Source organism: Rhizobium rhizogenes NBRC 13257 (assembly GCF_000696095.1).
GTDB lineage: Bacteria > Pseudomonadota > Alphaproteobacteria > Rhizobiales > Rhizobiaceae > Rhizobium > Rhizobium rhizogenes.
Window position 1 is genome coordinate 695,707 of record NZ_BAYX01000001.1, and the last position, 18,881, is coordinate 714,587.

Consider the following 18,881-nt stretch of genomic DNA (forward strand, 5'->3'; position numbering starts at 1 on the left):
ATCGCGTCGTATCGGGGGATCGTAGCACCCTCGAAATCGAGGTAAAGCGCATGTTGCTAAGTAGAGCTTATTTTGCGAGGCCGAAGCAAAACCGCAACAATGCCGTCATATGTGACTGTCGTAGCCGGCCGAGCCGTTTTCCAGAAGACGGCGTAACGTCATGAACCCGGCGGCGACATCGTCGCGATGTTGCGGAGAGGAAAAGGCGACGCGAACGCGGTGATAGACCTTATCCGAGCGGCCCGCCTTGAATTCGTCCTCGTCGTCGACAAGCACGCCTTCGGCAAGAGCGGCGTTCTTGAATGTGCCGGAAAGCCAGGGCTCCGGCAATTTCAGCCACAGAAACGGTACATGCGGATGTGAGGCGAATTCGAAGCCGGATAGCGCCTCGCGCGCCAATTGTTCGCGGGCGCGGATTTCATCGACCGCCTTGCGGCGCAGTGCCAGCGCGTGGCCTTCGAGGACGAGCCGGGCGCAGGTTTCCGCCAGGATGAAGGGCAGGCCGCCGGTCGTCATCTTGTGGGTGACCTTGATGCGCTGGGCGAAATGCGGCGGGCAGGCGACCCAGCCGCCACGCACGCCCGCGGTGACCGATTTCGACAGGCCGCTGACGAGAAAGGTGCGCTCCGGCGCGATGCTTGCCATCAGCGGGTTCGGATCCTCGGTCATGCCGCCGTAGAGATCGTCCTCGATCAGCCAGACGCTGTGACGCCGGGCGATGGCGGCGATCGCACGGCGGCGCGCCTCCGGCATGGTCGTCAACGTCGGATTGTGGGCCGTGGGCATCAGGAACGCCAGGCGCGGATGCTGCTGCTGGCAAAGCCGCTCGAAATCGTCGGGAATGATGCCGTGCTCGTCGGAATCCACCAATATGGAACGGCGGCCGAGAAGACGGGTGGCGCGGCTGACCTGCGTGTAGGTCAGGTTCTCGAAGACGATCTTGTCGCCGGGGGAGGTGACGGCTGAAATGACGGCGATGGCAGCGGCATGGGCGCCAAGCGTCGGCACCACCGTTTCGATTGCCGGCTGCCACCCATTGCGGGCGAGCCAGACCTGGCCGGCACGGAACCAGTTCGTTGGGAAGCTGCGCGAATAGGAGGAAATCTCCGCCTGATGATCGCGGCTGATGTCGGCGAAAAGCCGGCCGATAACCTCGCCCTGGCCGATATCGGGCGCCGCCGTCGTATCGAAGCGGATCTTGCCGTCAGGGGTTTCCAGGCCACGCGTGCCGGCCAGCGCCTGCGTGATCGGATCTACCGGCTCGATCTGCTTGCTGTTGATGCGGTCGAGCACATAGGTGCCGCGGCCGACCTCGCCGGCGACAAGGCCACGTTCGTGCACGAGCGCATAGGCCCGGCTGACGGTGCCGATCGTCACGCCGATATCATAAGCGAGATTGCGTTGCGGCGGCAGCTTCGTCCCCGGCGGCAATACGCCATGGGTGATCGCGTTTTCAATGCTGTCGGCGACGCGGATGTAGACAGGTCCGTTCCCGCTGGAAATGTCAGGTAGCCAATTTGTCATGATGACAATTTCTTAGATTGCCTCGGAAATAGAGTCAATACTATGAGTCAATTGTATCGTTTGGCTCGATACATCCTCATTGTCATTATTCTGCGAGCGCAAAATGGATACAATAGATACAATCTGCCTTTCCAAGGTTACCGAACCTGTCAAGATGCCGCTTGATGCTTTCAAGCCGGCGCAGCTCATGTCGCGCCTGGCACACCGTCTTTTGGCGCCCCTTGCGCTTTGGATCGAGAAGCGCGAAAGCCGGTGGACGTTGCGAGATCTGACGGATGAGCAATTGTGCGATATCGGGCTGACCCGCAGCGAAGCGAGGACTGAGGTCAACAAGTCGTTTTTCTGGGATTGAGCGAGTTGGGCCGCGTGTCAGGCTAAGTCGAACAGTGGCAGGTGCTAGCCATGATCCAATACGGACAGTACGAAATCCGCACGTTCTTCGACGCTTACCTTCGGCAGAAGGTGGATCTGATAGCCGAGCGAGGGGTAAACGCTGCTCAGCCTATCGTATTCCGCGATAGCAGCGGAAAGGTCATGCCTTCGCTCGCTATCCCCGACATATATCTCCGGCCAGGGCGGCGTCAGGAAGACATGACTGTTGTAGCGGTGTGAATGCCGCAGCGCGTCCAGAACCGGTTCGCCCGTCAAATGTTGGAGAGCGGAAGCGGCGTCGATAAGGCCCCTGTCAAAGAAGACGACACCTTGGGCGGCCGCTGCATTGGAACGATCAGCGATCGACATTTCGATAGCCCGCCGGGCGAAGGCGGGAGCATCCACCCAAGGCAGGGTGGAGCCGCCGCGGCCCAGTTCCTCGACAACGATACGCCGCCCCGGCTCTTCGACCACCTGATATCCGCGATGCTTCAGCACCTCGAGCAAGGTCGACTTGCCGCCGCCAGAGCAGCCTGAAATGACGACGAAACGATCCATGGCAATGAGCTCCGAGAACAAGGCCATGTCATGCTTTCCCGAGATGGCCTACTTGCCAGCGATGGAACTGCGGCGGCGAAACCCTTACTGGCAGCCCTTCGAGCCCGCGGCCCAACGGTTGACGTCGCCGGTGATGCGGCCGCCGGAAGCGCCACCCATCATTGGGCCGAAAGCCTGCAGCTGCGCCGGATTGCCTTCCGCCTGGACGACGAGGGACGGGCGGCCGGTCGGGTGTTTCTTGTCGACCACGAGAATGCGCGGGCGGCCGGTGAAGGAGTTGAGTTCAGGCGCAAGCTGATAGCCGGCAAAGGCCGGATCTCCCGATTTGAACCAGCAGGCATTGGCGCTCAGCATGACGCGTTCCATCGTCGTCAGGGCGGTGCGATCAATCGTGATAGCGGTCGGTGCACGCGTGCCGCAGGACGTGACGAGCAGGCAGAGAGCCACAAGAGCGGCGGCGGAATAAAATCCGGTAGCGAGGCGAGGGCGCATCAATCTCTCTTCCAATGGATGGGTTTGGGCTGCTCTAGCCGATGATGTGAAAGGAACGTTCCGACGCCCCTATGGGACAAAGCGCCGGTCGGTCCACAAGATTCACTCTTGGTGTGGATGATCGCCTCAGGCGGCGATCACGTCGAGGGCGGAGGCGAAGAGGCCGCGACCGTCGGAGCCGCCATGAGCCGCCTCGATCAGGTTTTCCGGATGCGGCATCATGCCAAGCACATTGCCCTTGGCGTTGATGACGCCGGCGATGTCGTTGATCGAGCCGTTCGGGTTGGTGCCTTCAGCATAGCGGAAGACCACCTGGCCATTGCCTTCGATAGCAGCCAGCGTTTCGCTGTCGGCAAAATAGTTGCCGTCATGATGGGCAACCGGGCTGCGGATCACCTGGCCCTTGGCATAGGCGCGGGTAAAGTCCGTTTCGGCATTGGCGACCTCAAGCTTGACTTCGCGGCAGACGAACTTCAGCGAGGCATTGCGCATCAGCGCGCCCGGCAGCATGCCGGCTTCGACCAAAATCTGGAAGCCGTTGCAGACGCCGAGAACCTTGACGCCCTTGTCTGCCTTGTCCTTGATCGCCTGCATGACCGGCATGCGGGCTGCAATCGCGCCGCAACGCAGGTAATCGCCATAGGAGAAGCCGCCGGGAATGACGATCAGGTCGACATCCGGAATCTCGGTTTCCGTCTGCCAGATCGTGACGGGCGCCTGGCCGGAAATCTTGGTCAGCGCCGCGATCATGTCACGGTCGCGATTGAGACCGGGAAGTTGAACGACTGCTGATTTCATGATTCTGCTCCCGAGATTAGGCGAAAGATGCTGGCTTGGAGGTGTTCGGCGAGCCATACTCTATTGTCCGTGACAAAGAAAGAATGGCTCCCGGAAAACGGCAATCAGTCGATCGAAATGCTGAAGTTCTCGATCACCGTGTTGGCGAGGAGCTTTTCGCACATGGCTTTCAGCTCAGCTTCTGCCTTTGCCTTGTCGGCACCGTTGAGCTCCAGGTCGAAGACCTTGCCCTGGCGGACCTGGCCGACGCCTTCGAAGCCGAGCGCGCCGAGTGCGCCTTCAATGGCCTTGCCCTGTGGGTCGAGAACGCCGTTCTTCAGCGTGACGGTTACACGAGCCTTGATCACGATTGTCCTTCCTGCGCTTTACTTGACGAGAACCGGCCCCGTGCCGCGCACGGGTTCGTTTTCATTGATGATGCCGAGACGGCGGGCAACTTCGGAATAGGCTTCCACCAGGCCGCCCATGTCGCGACGGAAACGGTCCTTGTCCATCTTCTCATGGGTTTCGATGTCCCAGAGACGGCAGGAGTCGGGCGAGATTTCGTCGGCGAGGATGATACGCATCATGTCGCCCTCGAACAGGCGTCCGCATTCGATCTTGAAATCGACGAGCTGGATGCCGACGCCGAGGAAGAGGCCGGTCATGAAGTCGTTGACGCGAATGGCAAGCGCCATGATGTCATCGAGTTCGGCGGGGTTCGCCCAGCCGAAAGCGGTGATGTGCTCTTCGGAGACCATCGGGTCTTCGAGCGCGTCGGACTTGTAATAGAACTCGATGATCGAGCGCGGCAGCACCACGCCTTCCTCGATGCCGAGGCGCTTGGCGAGCGAGCCGGCGGCGACATTGCGCACGACGATCTCGAGCGGGATCATCTCCACTTCCTTGATCAGCTGCTCGCGCATGTTGAGGCGGCGGATGAAGTGCGTGGGAATACCGATCTTGTTCAGATGGCTGAAAATATATTCGCAGATGCGATTGTTCAGAACACCCTTGCCATCGATGACTTCGTGTTTTTTCTTGTTGAAGGCGGTGGCATCGTCCTTGAAGAATTGGATCAGCGTGCCCGGCTCAGGTCCCTCGTAAAGGATCTTGGCCTTGCCCTCGTAAATACGGCGGCGACGGTTCATTGGTGTTGTTCTCTGTCGTTGGCGCTCTGGAGGAAGCGCAATTGGATCTGTCTGTTGGCGTCCCCATAACGGATAAGAAGCAAATTCACAATCCGCCAGCGCCTCCTTCCTCGGAATTCCGGCTTTGGTGGGTACCAATGCGAGAATCGGGATCCTGTCTTCTCATGTTCTACAGGCTTTTATTTGACGATGGAATGAAGCCCGCAAGTACTGCACAGGCTAGTGATCCACCCCAAGCAAACCATTGTATCACACTTGGCCGCGATTACGGCTTAAGGTTGCTCAGAAACTTGGCGAAGACCATCGTGCCTTCCGGCCAAGGCCCATGGCCGGAATCGGCATTGATATGGCCCGCCTCGCCGGCGTCGATCAGTAGGGAACCCCAGCTATGAGCCAGCTCTTCGGTCTGTTCGTAGCTGCTGAAGGGATCGTTGCGGCTAGCGATGATGAGCGAAGGAAAAGGCAAGGGATCGCGCGGGTAGGGACCGAAGGTCATCAGATGCTTCGGCTTGATCTTCGGATTGGCGACATCGGGCGGCGTGACGAAGAACGCGCCGGCCACCTTGTTGCGAAAATAGGGGATTGCGTGGATCACCGAGGGGACGCCAAGCGAATGCGCCACCAGCACCACCGGCTTGGTCGCGGCATTCACCTCTTCGGCGATACGGGCAACCCAGTCGTCGCGCACGGGCTTCGACCATTCCGCCTGTTCCACGCGCCGAGCCGTCGAGAGCTTTTGCTCCCAGCGTGTCTGCCAGTGGTCCGGGCCGGAATTGGTGTAACCGGGAACGATGAGAATATCTACGTCGGAGACTTTCATGATGCGCCGATGTGGAAAAGGAAGACCTGACTGTCAAGGGAAAAGGCGACAATTGCGGCAAAATTTGTTAGGATGACGCTTGCCGGTAGCGATTGATGATGTCGGCGTCTCTTTTGCCCGATATTTTCGTGCCGCCAGCTGAACACATAGGCTGATGAGGAGGAGGAATATTATGGCGGCATTTCACGTCATGGCTGGCGCAGACCACACCTTTACGCGCCCGGCCATCCGCAAGATCGGCATTGCCGACCTCGTCGACGCTCTGAAAATGGGGCTGGACGACTTCAGGGAAAAACCATCGCACTATGTCTTTCTGTGTCTGATGTATCCGATCGCGGGCATTGCGCTGACGCTATGGAGTTCCGGTGCCAACCTGTTGCCATTGCTCTTTCCGTTGATGTCCGGCTTCGCGCTGGTCGGACCGCTGGCGGCCATGGGCCTTTACGAAATCAGCATGCGACGGGAAAGAGGGATGGATACCTCCTGGCGGCATGCTTTCGACGTGCGCTTTTCGCCAGCCTTGCCGTCGATCATCGTGGTCGGCCTCATGCTGTTCGCCTTCTTCATCGTCTGGCTGGTCGTGGCGCAGAATATCTACATGGCCTTTTTCGGTGACTCGGTGCCGGTGACGCTATCGTCGTTCCTGTCCAATGTGCTGTCGACGCCGCAGGGCATGGCGATGATGTTCTGGGGCAATCTCACCGGATTCGTCTTCGCCCTTGTGGTATTGGCAACCACCATCGTCACATTTCCGTTGCTGCTCGACCGCGATGTCGGTGCCGTGGCGGCGGTCGATGCGAGCCTACGCGCAACATTGCTCAATCCGGTACCGGTCGCGATCTGGGGCCTGATTGTGGCCGCACTTCTGGTGATCGGCACCATTCCAATCTTTGCGGGCCTTGCCGTTGTCATGCCGATCCTCGGTCATGCCACCTGGCATCTCTATCGCAAGCTGGTCGTGCCGGCCGACACGCACTAGATAACTGGGGCGAGTGGAACCACAGTGATCTTGCGGCGTTGATCCGCGTCATCCCGCATGTATCTCCCGAATTCGGGAGATACGCAGAGCGTGGCCGAGGACTCGATGCATGGCAAGGCTCAAGCATATTTTCGCGCATTTCGCCGCCACGGTTTCGGAATGGGCGGGGAAACCGGTTATTTTCATCTTGGCGCTGCTATCGGTCATCGTCTGGGGCCTGACAGGACCGATCTTCGATTTCTCCGAGACCTGGCAGCTCGTCATCAACACGGGCACGACCATCATCACCTTCCTGATGGTCTTCCTGCTGCAGAACGCCCAGACGCGCGATACGCGCGCTATTCAAGCCAAGCTCAATGAACTCATTCTGACCAGCGCCGCGGAAAACCGCTTTGTCGGGATCGAGAACCTCGACGAGGAGGATCTGAAGCATCTGGACCGGCTGGTGGAAAAAGCTGCCAAGCTTGATGGAGACAGACCGGCCAGCGGGCAGCGCAAGGACCACGTTGGCGGGAAGACGCGCCTGAAACAGAAAAGGCGGCGCATCGTCAGCGCCGCCCCTTCAAAATCGGATCAATAGGTCGGTTCGACCTCAGCCGAAGACGCGCTTGAAGATCGTGTCGACGTGCTTGGTGTGGTAGCCGAGATCGAACTTTTCGCGAATGTCCTCTTCCGAGAGCGCCGCGCGCACTTCCTGATCGGCGAGCAGCTCCTCGAGGAAGTCCTTGCCCTGTTCCCAGACCTTCATGGCGTTGCGCTGCACGAGGCGATAGGAATCTTCGCGGGAAACGCCGGCCTGGGTCAGCGCCAGCAGCACGCGCTGCGAATGAACAAGTCCGCGAAACTTGTTCAGATTGTTCATCATATTTTCCGGATAGACCAGAAGCTTGTCGATGACGGTGGTGAGCCGCGACAGTGCGAAATCGAGGGTGACGGTCGCATCCGGGCCGATCATGCGCTCGACGGAGGAGTGCGAAATATCGCGCTCATGCCACAGGGCGACGTTTTCCATTGCCGGAAGGGCATAGGAACGAACCATGCGGGCAAGGCCGGTCAGGTTTTCGGTCAGCACTGGATTGCGCTTGTGCGGCATGGCCGACGAGCCCTTCTGGCCGGGTGAGAAATATTCCTCGGCTTCCAGCACTTCAGTGCGCTGCAGATGGCGGATTTCGACGGACAGGCGCTCGATCGAGGAGGCGACGACGCCGAGTGTCGCGAAATACATCGCGTGGCGATCACGCGGGATAACCTGCGTCGATACCGGCTCCGGCTTCAGTCCGAGGGCGGCGGCGACATGCTCTTCGACGCGCGGATCGATATTGGCGAAGGTGCCGACGGCGCCGGAAATGGCGCAGGTGGCGACTTCCTCACGCGCGGCGATCAGGCGCTGCTTGCAGCGCTCGAATTCGGCATAGGCGAGCGCCATCTTGACGCCGAAGGTGATCGGTTCGGCATGGATGCCGTGCGAGCGGCCGATGGTGACGGTGTCCTTATGCTCGAAAGCACGGCGCTTCAGTGCTTCCAGAAGCTTGTCGATATCGGCGAGCAGGATGTCGGTGGCGCGCACGAGCTGGATGTTGAAGCAGGTGTCGAGCACGTCGGAAGAGGTCATGCCCTGATGCACGAAGCGGGCGTCGGGACCGACGATTTCGGCCAGATGCGTCAGGAAGGCGATGACGTCATGCTTGGTGACGGCTTCGATCTCGTCGATGCGCGCGACGTCGAAGGTCGCCTTGCCGCCTTTTTCCCAGATGGTTTCAGCAGCAGACTTCGGAATGACGCCGAGTTGGGCCAGAGCGTCGCAAGCGTGGGCCTCGATCTCGAACCAGATACGGAACTTGGTTTCGGGCGACCAGATGGCGACCATTTCCGGTCGGGAGTAGCGCGGGATCATGGGCTCACAACTTTCTTGGGGTGCGGGAAACGAATGCTTGGCGCCCCCATAACAAAGACGGGCGGCAATCTCAATGTTTCTTGGCGCAATCTTTCGTTCGGTTCAACGCATATGCTTGGCGAGATAGAGGCTCGCGGCCAGCAAACAGAGGAGACCGAACGGCAGAAACAGGCCAAGGCCGAGAACGGCAAACTGATAGACGGCGCTGGCGCTGGTGAAGGCGAACTGAAATGCCCAGACGACCGTGCCGAAAGGCGCGTGCCAGCGAGCATAGAACCAGCGGTAATCCATGGCGAAGAGAAAGGCGGTCATGGCGACGGTGCCGAGCGACAGCATCAGGAAGAAGGCTGCGAAACGCGCTTCAAGCGTTTGACCGCGGGCAAGAAGCCGCGCCAGCGGCAGCATGAAGGGCCAGGCTAGCGTGCCACCGAGGAAATAGACGGCTGTCAGCGCGGGCAGATGGCTCGTCAGAAGGCCATTGCGCAGATAAAGCGCCGCCAGCACAGAACCCGCCATTGCTGCGCCCCAACAGGGCGCTCCGATCAGCAACTGTCGATAGGAAGGGACGGCTGCCTTGAGCCGCCCGCTCGCAACGACAGCGCTGGCCGGATTAATTTGATCCAACGCGGCCCCGTTCTGCCGCAGCCCTGAGGTCGGAGACCGTCTGCTTGTAGGCTTCGACGGAACCACCCTTGAAGATGGCCGAGCCGGCGACGAGAACATTGGCGCCGGCAGCAGTGATGAGCGGCGCGGTCTCGACGGTGACGCCGCCATCAACTTCAAGTTCGATCGGCCGGTCACCGATGAGTGACTTGGCGTTGCGGATCTTATCGGCCATGGCCGGAATGAATTTCTGACCGCCGAAGCCCGGATTGACCGACATGATCAGGATCAGGTCGATATCGTCGAGCACGTTTTCCAGGATCGACAGCGGCGTTGCAGGATTGAGGGTGACGCCGACCTTCTTGCCGAGATTACGGATCGTCTGCAGCGAGCGATGCAGATGCACGCCCGCTTCGGCATGAACCGTAATCCGGTCGCAGCCCGCCTTAGCGAAGGCTTCGAGATAGGGATCGGCCGGCGAAATCATTAGGTGGCAGTCGAATGTGGCAGTGGTATAGGAGCGCAACGACTTGATGACATCGGCGCCGAAGGAGATGTTCGGCACGAAATGCCCGTCCATGACATCGAGATGGATCCAGTCCGCCCCGGCTTCGGTCACATCTTTGACTTCCTGCCCGAGCTTGGCGAAATCGGCTGCGAGAATGGAAGGGGCAATGCGGATCGGCAGGGTCATGGGATAGCTGAACTCCGTCTAATTTTTTCGCGCTTGGCTTATCACCGGTTCGGCTGGCGGACAACCTAGTCCGCCAGACTTGCGCGGACCCTATCAGTTCGACGCCGCCATCAGAGGCACAAAGGCGTTGCCGCGCCATTCCAGCAAACGGTAAGGATTGTCCGTCAATTCGTGGTTGCTGCCGAAGGTGATCGGGCCGATCGGGGTCTGGAAGGCTGTGCCGATGAGCTTGTCAACAACTGGCTTGTTTTCCGCCTTGGCACTTTCGACCGCCTGATTTGCAATCAACGCTGCTGCGGCTGCCGGCAGGATATAGCCGTCCGGCTCTATGCCGCTGGCGCGCATGGCCTGCGTTGCGGCCTGGGCAGCAGGCAGGCTGGTGTAGTCGGGCAAGGCGATGGCCAGAACGCCGTCGGCTAAGGGTACCGGCTGGTTGGCGGCACGCATTGCGTCGCCACCCATCAATTTCAATGGGACGTTCTCGCTCTGGGCATCGCGGGCGATGATCGCCACGTCGCTGCGGTCGCCGCCGATGAAGACGCGCGCGGCGCCGGCTTTCTTCAGCCGGCGGACAAGGGCGATTTGCTGGTCCTGACCCGGGCGAAAGGTATCGGTGAAGACCGGCTTCAAGCCTTTGTCCTCCAGTGCGCTGCGAACCGCGCTCACCAGTTCGCGGCCGTGGATCGTGCCGTCGTCGATCAGCGCCATCGGCTCCGCCGTCCAGCCTTTCAGGATGGCGTCGACCGCCATTGCGGCCTCGGCAGTGTCGACCGGAGCGAGGCGGAACAGCGGCCAGCCGTTCTTTAGCGCATCTTCCATCAAGATATGGGAGCGCGCTGAGACGGTGATGACGGGAATGCCGGCATCCTTCAGCCGTGGCAGCGCGCTTTCCAGGGTTTCGCTGCACAAGAAGCCGATCGCGATCTGTACCTTGGCGGTGATCAGCGCCTCGGCGACGGCCTGGCCGCCATCTTCCGTGCAGGGCTCGTCGATGACGGTGGCGGAATTCTGTTGTGCCTGCACTTCGAAATTGGCGCCGGCAGTGATCTCCGCGCCGAGCGTTGCGAAGTTTCCGCCCTGCGGTGCGACAATACCGATATTGATGCCCGCGGCATGGCTGCTGCCGGCTGCCAGGAGCAGCATCATCAGAAGCGGTGTGCGACGCAGAACATTCATCGAATGGTTATCCCAGGCAAATCTTCTGCCCTTTTATCCACATGACAGTGGTCGTCAAAGAAAAAGCAACAAAATCACTCGGTTTTCAATAATCCTATTGTAGAAAAGCTAGCATTCGCCCGCCATATTGAACGGAACGTGTGAAATGACAGAAATGAGGGAAACGATCGTGCTAGACAGGCAGAGTATGGGGCCAGCGCTCTATCGCGATGCCATGAGCCGCTATGCGGGGCATGTGCAACTGGTGACCACGGCACTCGGCAGCGAGCGGCGCGGGGTGACTATCACAGCTGCCTGCTCGGTGTCGGATAATCCGGCCACGGTCCTGATTTGCCTCAACAACAGCAATGTGAAGAACGAGATCTTCTTCAAGAGCGGCGTCTTCGCTCTGAATGCGCTCGGCGCTCATCATCAGGGGCTTGCGGATGCGTTTTCCGGCAAGACTGGCTTGACCAACGACGAGCGTTTCGCCGCCGGCACATTCGAGACGCTGGTGACCGGCGCACCGGTGCTTGCCGACGCGCTGGCGGCCTTCGACTGCCGCGTCACCGAGATCAAGGAAGCGTCGACGCACAACATCATTTTCGGCGAGGTCATGGCGGTGCGTTTCAGTGAAATCAAGCCGGCGCTGCTCTATATGAACCGCGACTATCACACGCTATAAACTCCCTGAAGGGAGAAACCATGTCCGATAAAGCTGCACCTTCATTGCCTGGCTCGATAGACGAGACGATCGCCTTGCTCGGCGCTCACGACTATCTCGCTGGGCGCGCGCTCGGCACGGTGCTGTTTCTGGCGCTGAAGATGAAGCGGCCGCTGTTTCTCGAAGGCGAGGCCGGCGTCGGCAAGACCGAGATCGCCAAGGTTCTGTCGAAGGCGCTCGAGCGGCCGCTGATCCGCTTGCAGTGCTATGAAGGTCTCGACGTTTCCTCCGCCGTCTATGAATGGAACTACCCGGCGCAGATGCTGGAAATCCGTCTTGCCGAAGCATCGGGCCTCACCGATCGCGACCGTATCGAGGCTGATATCTTCTCCGAGCGATATCTGATCCGCCGGCCCGTGTTGCAGGCCCTGTCGAGCGTCGACGGTCGTGCGCCGGTCTTCCTGATCGATGAGCTTGATCGTACCGATGAGGCGTTCGAAGCCTTCCTGCTGGAAGTGCTCTCCGATTTCCAGGTGACCGTGCCGGAGCTTGGTACAATCAAGGCCGCTGAGCCGCCGATCGTCATCATCACCACCAACCGCACGCGCGAGGTGCATGACGCACTGAAGCGGCGCTGTCTCTATCATTGGGTCGATTATCCAGAGGCCGCGCAGGAACTGGAGATCATCCGCCGCAAAGTGCCCGGCTGCAACGAGGCGCTGTCGGGCCAGATCGTCGCCTATGTGCAGAAGCTGCGTGCGCTTGACCTCTTCAAGAATCCCGGTGTCGCTGAAACCATCGATTGGGCGACGGCTCTCACCGAACTCGACAGGCTGGCGCTCGATCCGGAGACGATCTCCGACACGCTCGGCACCCTGCTGAAATACCAGGATGATATCGCCCGTATTCAGGGTGGCGAGGGCAAGCGGGTGCTGGATGAGGTGAAATCCGAACTGCTCGCGACGGGATAGGCCGATGAATCCGCAAGCACAGGATAGCATCGCCGCTCCGTCATCATCGTCTGGTGACGGGCGCCTTGCCGACAATATCGTCTTCTTCGCGCGGGCACTTCGCAAGGCAGGACTGAAGATCGGGCCGGCGGCCATTGCCGATGCCATCGAGGCCGTGGAGGCGATCGGCATCGGTTCGCGCGAAGAGTTTCATGCGGCGCTCTGTTCCACCTTCGTCAAGCGGCATGAGGACCTGGCGGTTTTCGACGAGGCTTTCCGGCTGTTCTGGCGCTCACGCGATCTCGTGCAGAAGATGATCGCGATGATGTCGCCGATCGCGCTCGACAATCGCGAGAAGGAAAAGCCGAAGCCGGGCGAGACCCGCGCCGGTGATGCCTTGCTCGGCGATCGCAACGACCGCCGACCGCAGCGCGAGATGCCGGATATCGAGATCGACGCCCGCTTCACTACATCCGGCAGTGAAGTGCTGCGCCGCATGGATTTCGCGCAGATGTCGGCGGCGGAGATCGCCGTTGCGAAGAAGGAGCTGGCAAGGCTGGAACTGCCGCTCGATAGGGTACGGACCCGCCGTTTCGTGTCGGCACATGCGCCGGTTCGGATCGATCCCCGCGCAACGATGCGCTCGGCGCTGCGCACCGGCGGCTCCCTGATCCTCCCGCGTTATCGCAGGCACAGAGAGATGCAGCCACCGCTGGTGGTTCTCGCGGACATCTCCGGCTCGATGAGCCAATATACCCGCATCTTCCTGCATTTCCTGCATGTGCTCACCGAAAGACGGCGGCGTGTACATACTTTCCTCTTCGGCACGCGGCTCACCAATGTCACGCGGGCGATGCGGCACAAGGATCCGGATGAGGCGCTGGACGAATGCGCCGCTGCTGTCCGTGACTGGTCGGGCGGCACACGCATTGGCGAAACGCTGAAGGAGTTCAACCGGCTCTGGGCGCGCCGCGTGCTCGGGCAGGGTGCCATCGTGCTCCTCATCACTGATGGGTTGGAGCGGGACGGCGTCGAGCTTTTGGAAACCGAGATGGACCGGCTGCATCGTTCCTGCCGACGGCTGATCTGGCTCAATCCGCTATTGCGCTTCGAGGGATTCGAACCTCGTGCCCGTGGTGTGCGAACCATGCTGCCGCATGTTGACGAATTCCGTCCGGTTCACAATCTATTATCTCTGGCCGATCTCGTTTCGGCCCTCAGCGCCGGCCGTGCCGGCGCCTATGATCCACGCCGTTTTCTCGCCAAGCTGTGAGGCAAACATGACAAACATATCCGAAAGCCTGGATCCGCTTGTAATCGCGGAGGAATGGGCGTCCGCCGGCCGCAGCGTGGCGCTGGCGACCGTCGTCGACACCTGGGGTTCAGCACCGCGCCCAACCGGCAGCCATCTCGTTATAGACGGTGAGGGCAATTTTCATGGCTCGGTTTCCGGCGGCTGCGTCGAAGGCGCTGTCATCACCGAGGCACTGGACGTGATCGAAAGCGGCAAGGCTCGCACGCTGGATTTCGGCGTGGCGGATGAAACCGCCTGGCGCGTTGGCCTGTCCTGCGGCGGCCGTATTCGAGTTTATGTCGAAAGGCTTCATTGATGGACCGTCAGATACTGACGAAGCTGAATGCGCTGCGACGCGCGCGGCAGGCGGTGATCCTGGTCACCGATCTGTCCGGTGGTCCGGACCGACTGATTGTCGAGGGGGATGCTGTTGATGGGCTTCTTGCCGACGCCACCGCTTCCGCCTTCCGCTCGGGAAAGTCATCGGCGGTCGACATCGACGGACGCAACCTCTTTTTCAATGTTCACCTGCCGCCACCGCATATCGTGGTCATCGGCGCCGTGCATATCAGCCAGGTCTTGGCGCAGATGGCCGTGCTTGCCGGCTTCGATATTCGCATCGTCGACCCACGCACCGCCTTTGCGACGCCGGAGCGCTTCGAGGGCGTCGATCTCGTTGCCGACTGGCCCGTGGATGCGCTGAAGGAGCGGCCGCTCGATGCCTATACGGCGCTGGTCGCGGTCACCCATGATCCGAAAATCGACGATTTCCCGATCGCCGAAGCGTTGAAAGTGGGCTGTTTCTACGTCGGCGCGCTCGGCAGCCGCAAGACGCATGCGAGCCGGCTGGAGCGATTGACGCGGGAAGAGCTGACGGAAGGCGATCTCGCGCGGATTCACGCCCCCATCGGCCTTCCCATTGGCGCGTCGAGCCCGGCGGAAATCGCTGTTTCTATTTTGGCCGAGATTATCGGAGCGCTGCGCGGCCGCAATGTCTTGTCGCCAAAAGGTGACAAGACATGATCTTTGGCGATTTTCTGACGAGAGAGGCGGTTGGCGCGGTCCTGGCGCATTCCGTCCGCTTGCCGGATGGCAGCTTTGCCAAGGGGCATGTGCTTGAGCCGGCAGATATTCATCGCCTTGCTGTGGCCGGGATCGATCGGGTCATCGCCGCACGGATCGAGCCTGGCGATCTGATGGAGGACGAGGCCGCGGAGCGGCTGGCGCGGGTGATCGCGCCGGATCATCTGAGTTTTTCCGAAGCGGCCACGGGGCGCGTCAATGTTCATAGCGCAGTCGACGGCCTGTTCGTTGCAAACCGCGCCGCCGTTGACCGGCTGAACAGCGTCGACCCGGCGATTACGCTTGCCTGTCTTGCCGATCATGTCCCGGTGCGCCGTGGCGACATGGTGGCGACCTTCAAGATCATACCGCTTGCTGTCTCCGGTACGAAGATTGCAGCCGGTGTCGATATCCTGCGGCGGATGACGGCGTTCGAGGTCAAGCCGTTCCTGCCGCATGCGATATCGCTGATCGCCACCGAACTGCCGTCGCTGAAGATATCCGTGATGGACAAGACGGCGCGCATCCTGTCGCAACGGCTGCAGCTTGCCGGCAGTACGCTGGTGCGGGAAGAGCGTGTGGCGCATCGCGCGCCTGCGGTGGCGGAAGCGATTGGTGGCGCGCTGCGCACCGCGGATCGATCGCCGAAGCTGATGATTATCTTCGGCGCATCTGCCGTCATCGACGCCGGCGATGTCATTCCGGAAGCGATCCGGCTGGCGGGTGGCGAGGTCATCCAGGTTGGCATGCCGGTCGATCCCGGTAATCTGATGGTGCTCGGCAAGGTCGGTGACGTCTATGTCATCGGTGCCCCTGGCTGCGCCCGCAGCCCGAAGGAAAATGGTTTCGACTGGGTGCTGGACCGCATTCTTGCTGGCGAGCAGCCGACGCCGCAGGAAATCAGCGGCATGGGTGTCGGAGGTCTTCTAATGGAAATACAATCGCGGCCACGGCCGCGCGATATCCCGGTAAAGCCGGAAGTACCGATTTCCGTTGCCGTCGTTCTGCTTGCTGCCGGCAAGGCGAGCCGCATGGGCGAGGGTGGACCACACAAGCTTCTGGCCGAGTTCGATGGCATGCCGCTGGTGCGACGCTCTGCCTTGACGGCCCTTTCAAGCGGAGCCGCCTCCGTGGCGGCGGTCACCGGTCATCGCCGCGAGGAGATCGAAGAGGCGCTTACCGGGCTGGCGGTTGAGCAAGTCTACAATCCCGACTATGCCTCTGGCATGGCGAGCTCGCTGGTCGCAGGCATCGGCGCGCCGGCGGCGCAACGGAGCGATGGCGTGCTGGTCATGCTGGCCGACATGCCGGGTATCACGAGCGACGACCTGAAGGTGTTGATTGCGGCTTTCCGCCAAGCGAACGGTCAAGCAATAGTGAGGGCCGTGTCGCTCGGCAAGCGCGGCAATCCGGTCATTCTGCCGCGGGCAGTCTACGATGCCGTGATGCGTCTGGAGGGTGATGTTGGCGCCCGGCATATCATCGAGACATCAGGGCTCGCCGTCGTCGATGTAGATATCGGCGATGCCGCCCATCTCGATGTCGATACGCCCGAAGCCGTGCTTGCCGCCGGTGGGATTTTGAAGGGGTAGGGAATGGACAATATCGAGATTGAAGAGATGTTTCAGGCGCTCGGTCCGGTGACGATCAAGCGCATGTTCGGCGGCAAGGGCATCTATCATATGGGCCGCATCCTTGCCATCGAACTGGATAGCGAGATGCTGTTGAAGGCCGACGAGATCAGCGCACCGGAATTTGAGGAGGCAGGCGCCACGCGCTGGGCCTATGAGGGCAAGAAGGGCAAGCCGGTCAACATGCCCTACTGGTCGATCCCGGACGATGCTTTCGACGATCCGGATATCATGGCGCGCTGGGTGAGGCTTGCCTACGAAGCAGCCGTGCGGGCGGATAAATAGTTCTAGCTAGAAATCGTCTTTGCTCAGATGAGCGATCGTCGCTTCTGCAAAAGCCGAAAGCGGCTGCGGTAGCTCGTTGCGGCCAAACCAGCCGAAATCGGAGAGTTTATCCGGCTCAACCAGACTTGCTTCGCCGGAAAAATCCTTGGTGAGATAAATCAGCGAGATCCAGTGCTGCCGGTCGGTGTCGTTAATGACTTCCGTGGCGCAAAGATAATCAATATTGCCGATGGAGAGGCCGCTTTCCTCTTCGGCCTCACGGATGGCGGCTTTGGCGGCCGGCTCCATATGATCGACCTTGCCACCGACGATGCTCCAGAAGCCGGCTTCCGGCGCCTTGAGGCGCTTATAGAGCAGCAATTTCCGATCCCGCAAAATTGCGAGACCGGTTCCTAATCCTGGGAAATCGATGCCGGGTTTCCCCATGCCGCGCGACCCTGTTAGCCCTTGGCGTTGGCTACGATCAGCATGAATGCGGGGATATCGTCGCCGAAGCCGACCGGAGTCGGGCCGTCATCGTGGTCGCGGTAACGATTGCGACGTTCGCGATTGTCGTCATTGGCAGCGGGGAAGGGCCGATTGTTGTTACGAGAACCGTTGTGGGATTTGTTATTGTTCTCAGACTTGCGCTCGTTTCTCACGCTCTCGGCCTTTGCTGGTGCTGCTTCGATCACTTCAACGACGACATTATCTTCGACGTCGATATCAGATTTATGACTCGAGGCACTCCGGCCTCTGGGGCTGCGATCACGCTCGCGGCCTTTGCCTTTCGGCTCGCGGCGTCGAGAAGAACGATTGTCGTCCCCGCCTTCTTCAGCTGGCGGCAGCGCCGACAGGTCGCCGTTCAGCCACTGGACATCTTCGCCGATCAGCTTTTCGATCGCGTCGATATGCTTGGTGTCGCGCTTGGTCACGAGAGTAAAAGCTGCGCCCGAGCGACCGGCACGGCCGGTGCGGCCGATGCGGTGGACATAATCTTCCGAATGGATCGGAACATCGAAATTGAACACATGGCCGACATCGGGAAGGTCGAGACCGCGTGCCGCGACGTCGGAAGCCACGAGAAGCTGGATCTGGCCGTCACGGAAGTTCTGCAACATCGTCGTGCGCGAGCGCTGGTCCATGTCGCCATGCAGTGCGCCGACAGAGAAACCATGGCGCTGGAGCGAACGGAAGAGGTCGGCCACATCTACCTTGCGATTGCAGAAGATGATGGCGTTCTTCAGGTCGGTCTGGGCGCGGATGAGATCGCGCAGAGCGGCGCGCTTCTCGTAATCCTTGCCATGCGAAGCAACGAAACGCTGCGTCACGGTCTTGGCCGTCGATGCCGGCGCCGAGACTTCAACACGTTCCGGGTTCTGCAGGAAGCGGTCGGCCAGCTTCTGGATTTCCGCCGGCATGGTGGCCGAGAAGAACAGGGTCTGGCGGGTAAAAGGAATGAGCTTGGCGATGCGCTCGATATCCGGGATGAAGCCCATGTCGAGCATACGGTCGGCTTCGTCGATAACAAAGATCTCGACGGCACTCATCAGCAGCTTGCCACGTTCGAAATGGTCGAGCAGGCGGCCGGGCGTGCAGATCAGCACATCGGCGCCGCGCTCAAGCTTGCGGTCTTGTTCTTCGAAGGACACGCCGCCGATCAGCAGGGCGATGTTCAGGCGATGATTCTTGCCATACTTCTCAAAGTTCTCGGCGACCTGCGCAGCGAGTTCGCGCGTCGGTTCGAGGATCAGCGTGCGCGGCATACGAGCGCGGGCGCGGCCCTTTTCAAGCAGGGTCAGCATCGGCAGAACGAAGGAAGCGGTCTTGCCGGTGCCCGTCTGGGCGATGCCGCAGATGTCGCGGCGCTGCAGCGCAAAGGGAATGGCGCCGGCCTGGATCGGAGTCGGCGTGGTGTAGCCCGCGTCTGTTACAGCGGATAGGACTTTTTGGCTCAAGCCAAGGTCAGCAAATGTTGTCAAAGGGAAAACTATTTC

The 18,881-nt window shown here is 60.5% G+C and carries 23 protein-coding genes; 10 read left to right on the forward strand and 13 right to left on the reverse strand.

Annotated elements, in window-relative coordinates; genetic code table 11:
* Positions 1-105: 105 nt before the first annotated feature.
* Positions 106-1,524 (reverse strand): aminotransferase-like domain-containing protein, encoded by a 1,419-nt coding sequence (locus RRH01S_RS03335; RefSeq protein WP_007696312.1) that lies wholly within the window; start codon positions 1,522-1,524, stop codon positions 106-108.
* Between the two features lie 103 nt (positions 1,525-1,627).
* Between RRH01S_RS03335 and RRH01S_RS03340 the strand changes: the two genes are divergently transcribed.
* Positions 1,628-1,876, forward strand: coding sequence for a DUF1127 domain-containing protein (locus RRH01S_RS03340; protein WP_042469938.1), 249 nt, complete (start codon positions 1,628-1,630; stop codon positions 1,874-1,876).
* Between the two features lie 44 nt (positions 1,877-1,920).
* On the opposite strand, the gene RRH01S_RS03345 is transcribed toward RRH01S_RS03340, so the two are convergent.
* The 6 genes from RRH01S_RS03345 to RRH01S_RS03370 all read right to left on the reverse strand — a co-directional run bounded on the left by RRH01S_RS03345 (position 1,921) and on the right by RRH01S_RS03370 (position 5,694).
* Positions 1,921-2,454 (reverse strand): AAA family ATPase, encoded by a 534-nt coding sequence (locus tag RRH01S_RS03345; RefSeq protein ID WP_042470031.1) that lies wholly within the window; start codon positions 2,452-2,454, stop codon positions 1,921-1,923.
* Positions 2,455-2,538: 84 nt separating this feature from the next.
* Entirely contained in the window at positions 2,539-2,946 is a 408-nt protein-coding gene (locus tag RRH01S_RS03350; protein WP_042469940.1) for a hypothetical protein, read from the reverse strand.
* A 126-nt stretch (positions 2,947-3,072) separates the two neighbouring features.
* Positions 3,073-3,744, reverse strand: a complete 672-nt coding sequence (gene purQ, locus RRH01S_RS03355) for a phosphoribosylformylglycinamidine synthase subunit PurQ (protein WP_042469942.1) — start codon at positions 3,742-3,744, stop codon at positions 3,073-3,075.
* A 104-nt stretch (positions 3,745-3,848) separates the two neighbouring features.
* Positions 3,849-4,091 carry a phosphoribosylformylglycinamidine synthase subunit PurS gene (gene purS, locus RRH01S_RS03360; RefSeq protein ID WP_007696302.1) on the reverse strand — a complete coding sequence of 81 codons (243 nt, stop codon included), beginning with the start codon at positions 4,089-4,091 and terminating at the stop codon, positions 3,849-3,851.
* A gap of 18 nt (positions 4,092-4,109) precedes the next feature.
* A complete protein-coding gene (purC, locus tag RRH01S_RS03365) occupies positions 4,110-4,874 on the reverse strand; it encodes a phosphoribosylaminoimidazolesuccinocarboxamide synthase (RefSeq protein WP_007696300.1) in 765 nt (254 codons plus the stop codon).
* Positions 4,875-5,139: 265 nt separating this feature from the next.
* Positions 5,140-5,694, reverse strand: a complete 555-nt coding sequence (locus RRH01S_RS03370) for an RBBP9/YdeN family alpha/beta hydrolase (RefSeq protein ID WP_007696298.1) — start codon at positions 5,692-5,694, stop codon at positions 5,140-5,142.
* 172 nt (positions 5,695-5,866) lie between these two features.
* On the opposite strand from RRH01S_RS03370, the gene RRH01S_RS03375 reads away from it, so the two are divergent.
* Complete coding sequence (locus tag RRH01S_RS03375) at positions 5,867-6,673, forward strand: DUF2189 domain-containing protein (protein WP_042469944.1); 807 nt, start codon at positions 5,867-5,869, stop codon at positions 6,671-6,673.
* Positions 6,674-6,782: 109 nt separating this feature from the next.
* On the forward strand, positions 6,783-7,253 hold the full coding sequence (locus RRH01S_RS03380) for a low affinity iron permease family protein (RefSeq protein WP_012651569.1): 471 nt from the start codon (positions 6,783-6,785) through the stop codon (positions 7,251-7,253).
* A 12-nt stretch (positions 7,254-7,265) separates the two neighbouring features.
* Here RRH01S_RS03380 and purB read toward each other — a convergent pair whose 3' ends face one another.
* From purB to RRH01S_RS03400, 4 genes are all read right to left on the reverse strand, one after another.
* The gene (gene purB / locus RRH01S_RS03385; RefSeq protein ID WP_007696291.1) at positions 7,266-8,567 is read right to left on the reverse strand and encodes an adenylosuccinate lyase; all 1,302 of its coding nucleotides are present in this window, start codon (positions 8,565-8,567) and stop codon (positions 7,266-7,268) included.
* 102 nt (positions 8,568-8,669) lie between these two features.
* Entirely contained in the window at positions 8,670-9,083 is a 414-nt protein-coding gene (locus RRH01S_RS03390) for a hypothetical protein (protein WP_234711637.1), read from the reverse strand.
* Positions 9,084-9,177: 94 nt separating this feature from the next.
* The gene (gene rpe / locus RRH01S_RS03395) at positions 9,178-9,864 is read right to left on the reverse strand and encodes a ribulose-phosphate 3-epimerase (RefSeq protein WP_034518131.1); all 687 of its coding nucleotides are present in this window, start codon (positions 9,862-9,864) and stop codon (positions 9,178-9,180) included.
* A gap of 93 nt (positions 9,865-9,957) precedes the next feature.
* On the reverse strand, positions 9,958-11,040 hold the full coding sequence (locus RRH01S_RS03400) for a branched-chain amino acid ABC transporter substrate-binding protein (protein ID WP_034518133.1): 1,083 nt from the start codon (positions 11,038-11,040) through the stop codon (positions 9,958-9,960).
* Between the two features lie 169 nt (positions 11,041-11,209).
* Here RRH01S_RS03400 and RRH01S_RS03405 point away from each other — a divergent pair, with 169 nt between their 5' ends.
* From RRH01S_RS03405 to RRH01S_RS03435, 7 genes are read left to right on the forward strand one after another with little or no spacing between them, the layout of a single operon-like run.
* On the forward strand, positions 11,210-11,704 hold the full coding sequence (locus RRH01S_RS03405) for a flavin reductase (RefSeq protein WP_034519348.1): 495 nt from the start codon (positions 11,210-11,212) through the stop codon (positions 11,702-11,704).
* A gap of 20 nt (positions 11,705-11,724) precedes the next feature.
* Complete coding sequence (locus RRH01S_RS03410; protein ID WP_042469947.1) at positions 11,725-12,654, forward strand: AAA family ATPase; 930 nt, start codon at positions 11,725-11,727, stop codon at positions 12,652-12,654.
* Between the two features lie 4 nt (positions 12,655-12,658).
* The gene (locus tag RRH01S_RS03415; protein ID WP_012651563.1) at positions 12,659-13,906 is read left to right on the forward strand and encodes a vWA domain-containing protein; all 1,248 of its coding nucleotides are present in this window, start codon (positions 12,659-12,661) and stop codon (positions 13,904-13,906) included.
* A 7-nt stretch (positions 13,907-13,913) separates the two neighbouring features.
* Positions 13,914-14,243 carry an XdhC family protein gene (locus RRH01S_RS03420; protein ID WP_042469949.1) on the forward strand — a complete coding sequence of 110 codons (330 nt, stop codon included), beginning with the start codon at positions 13,914-13,916 and terminating at the stop codon, positions 14,241-14,243.
* Positions 14,243-14,950, forward strand: coding sequence for an XdhC family protein (locus tag RRH01S_RS03425; RefSeq protein ID WP_042469951.1), 708 nt, complete (start codon positions 14,243-14,245; stop codon positions 14,948-14,950). The genes RRH01S_RS03420 and RRH01S_RS03425 overlap by 1 nt, the downstream gene beginning before the upstream one ends.
* Positions 14,947-16,581, forward strand: a complete 1,635-nt coding sequence (locus RRH01S_RS03430) for an NTP transferase domain-containing protein (RefSeq protein ID WP_042469953.1) — start codon at positions 14,947-14,949, stop codon at positions 16,579-16,581. Before RRH01S_RS03425 ends, RRH01S_RS03430 begins: the two co-directional genes overlap by 4 nt.
* A 3-nt stretch (positions 16,582-16,584) precedes the next feature.
* Positions 16,585-16,905, forward strand: a complete 321-nt coding sequence (locus tag RRH01S_RS03435; RefSeq protein WP_012651560.1) for a TfoX/Sxy family protein — start codon at positions 16,585-16,587, stop codon at positions 16,903-16,905.
* A 6-nt stretch (positions 16,906-16,911) separates the two neighbouring features.
* Here the strand turns inward: RRH01S_RS03435 and RRH01S_RS03440 are convergent, their stop codons facing one another.
* Both RRH01S_RS03440 and RRH01S_RS03445 read right to left on the reverse strand, forming a co-directional pair.
* Positions 16,912-17,331 carry an NUDIX domain-containing protein gene (locus tag RRH01S_RS03440; protein ID WP_034518143.1) on the reverse strand — a complete coding sequence of 140 codons (420 nt, stop codon included), beginning with the start codon at positions 17,329-17,331 and terminating at the stop codon, positions 16,912-16,914.
* A gap of 14 nt (positions 17,332-17,345) precedes the next feature.
* Positions 17,346-18,866 carry a DEAD/DEAH box helicase gene (locus RRH01S_RS03445; RefSeq protein ID WP_012651558.1) on the reverse strand — a complete coding sequence of 507 codons (1,521 nt, stop codon included), beginning with the start codon at positions 18,864-18,866 and terminating at the stop codon, positions 17,346-17,348.
* Positions 18,867-18,881: the final 15 nt, after the last annotated feature.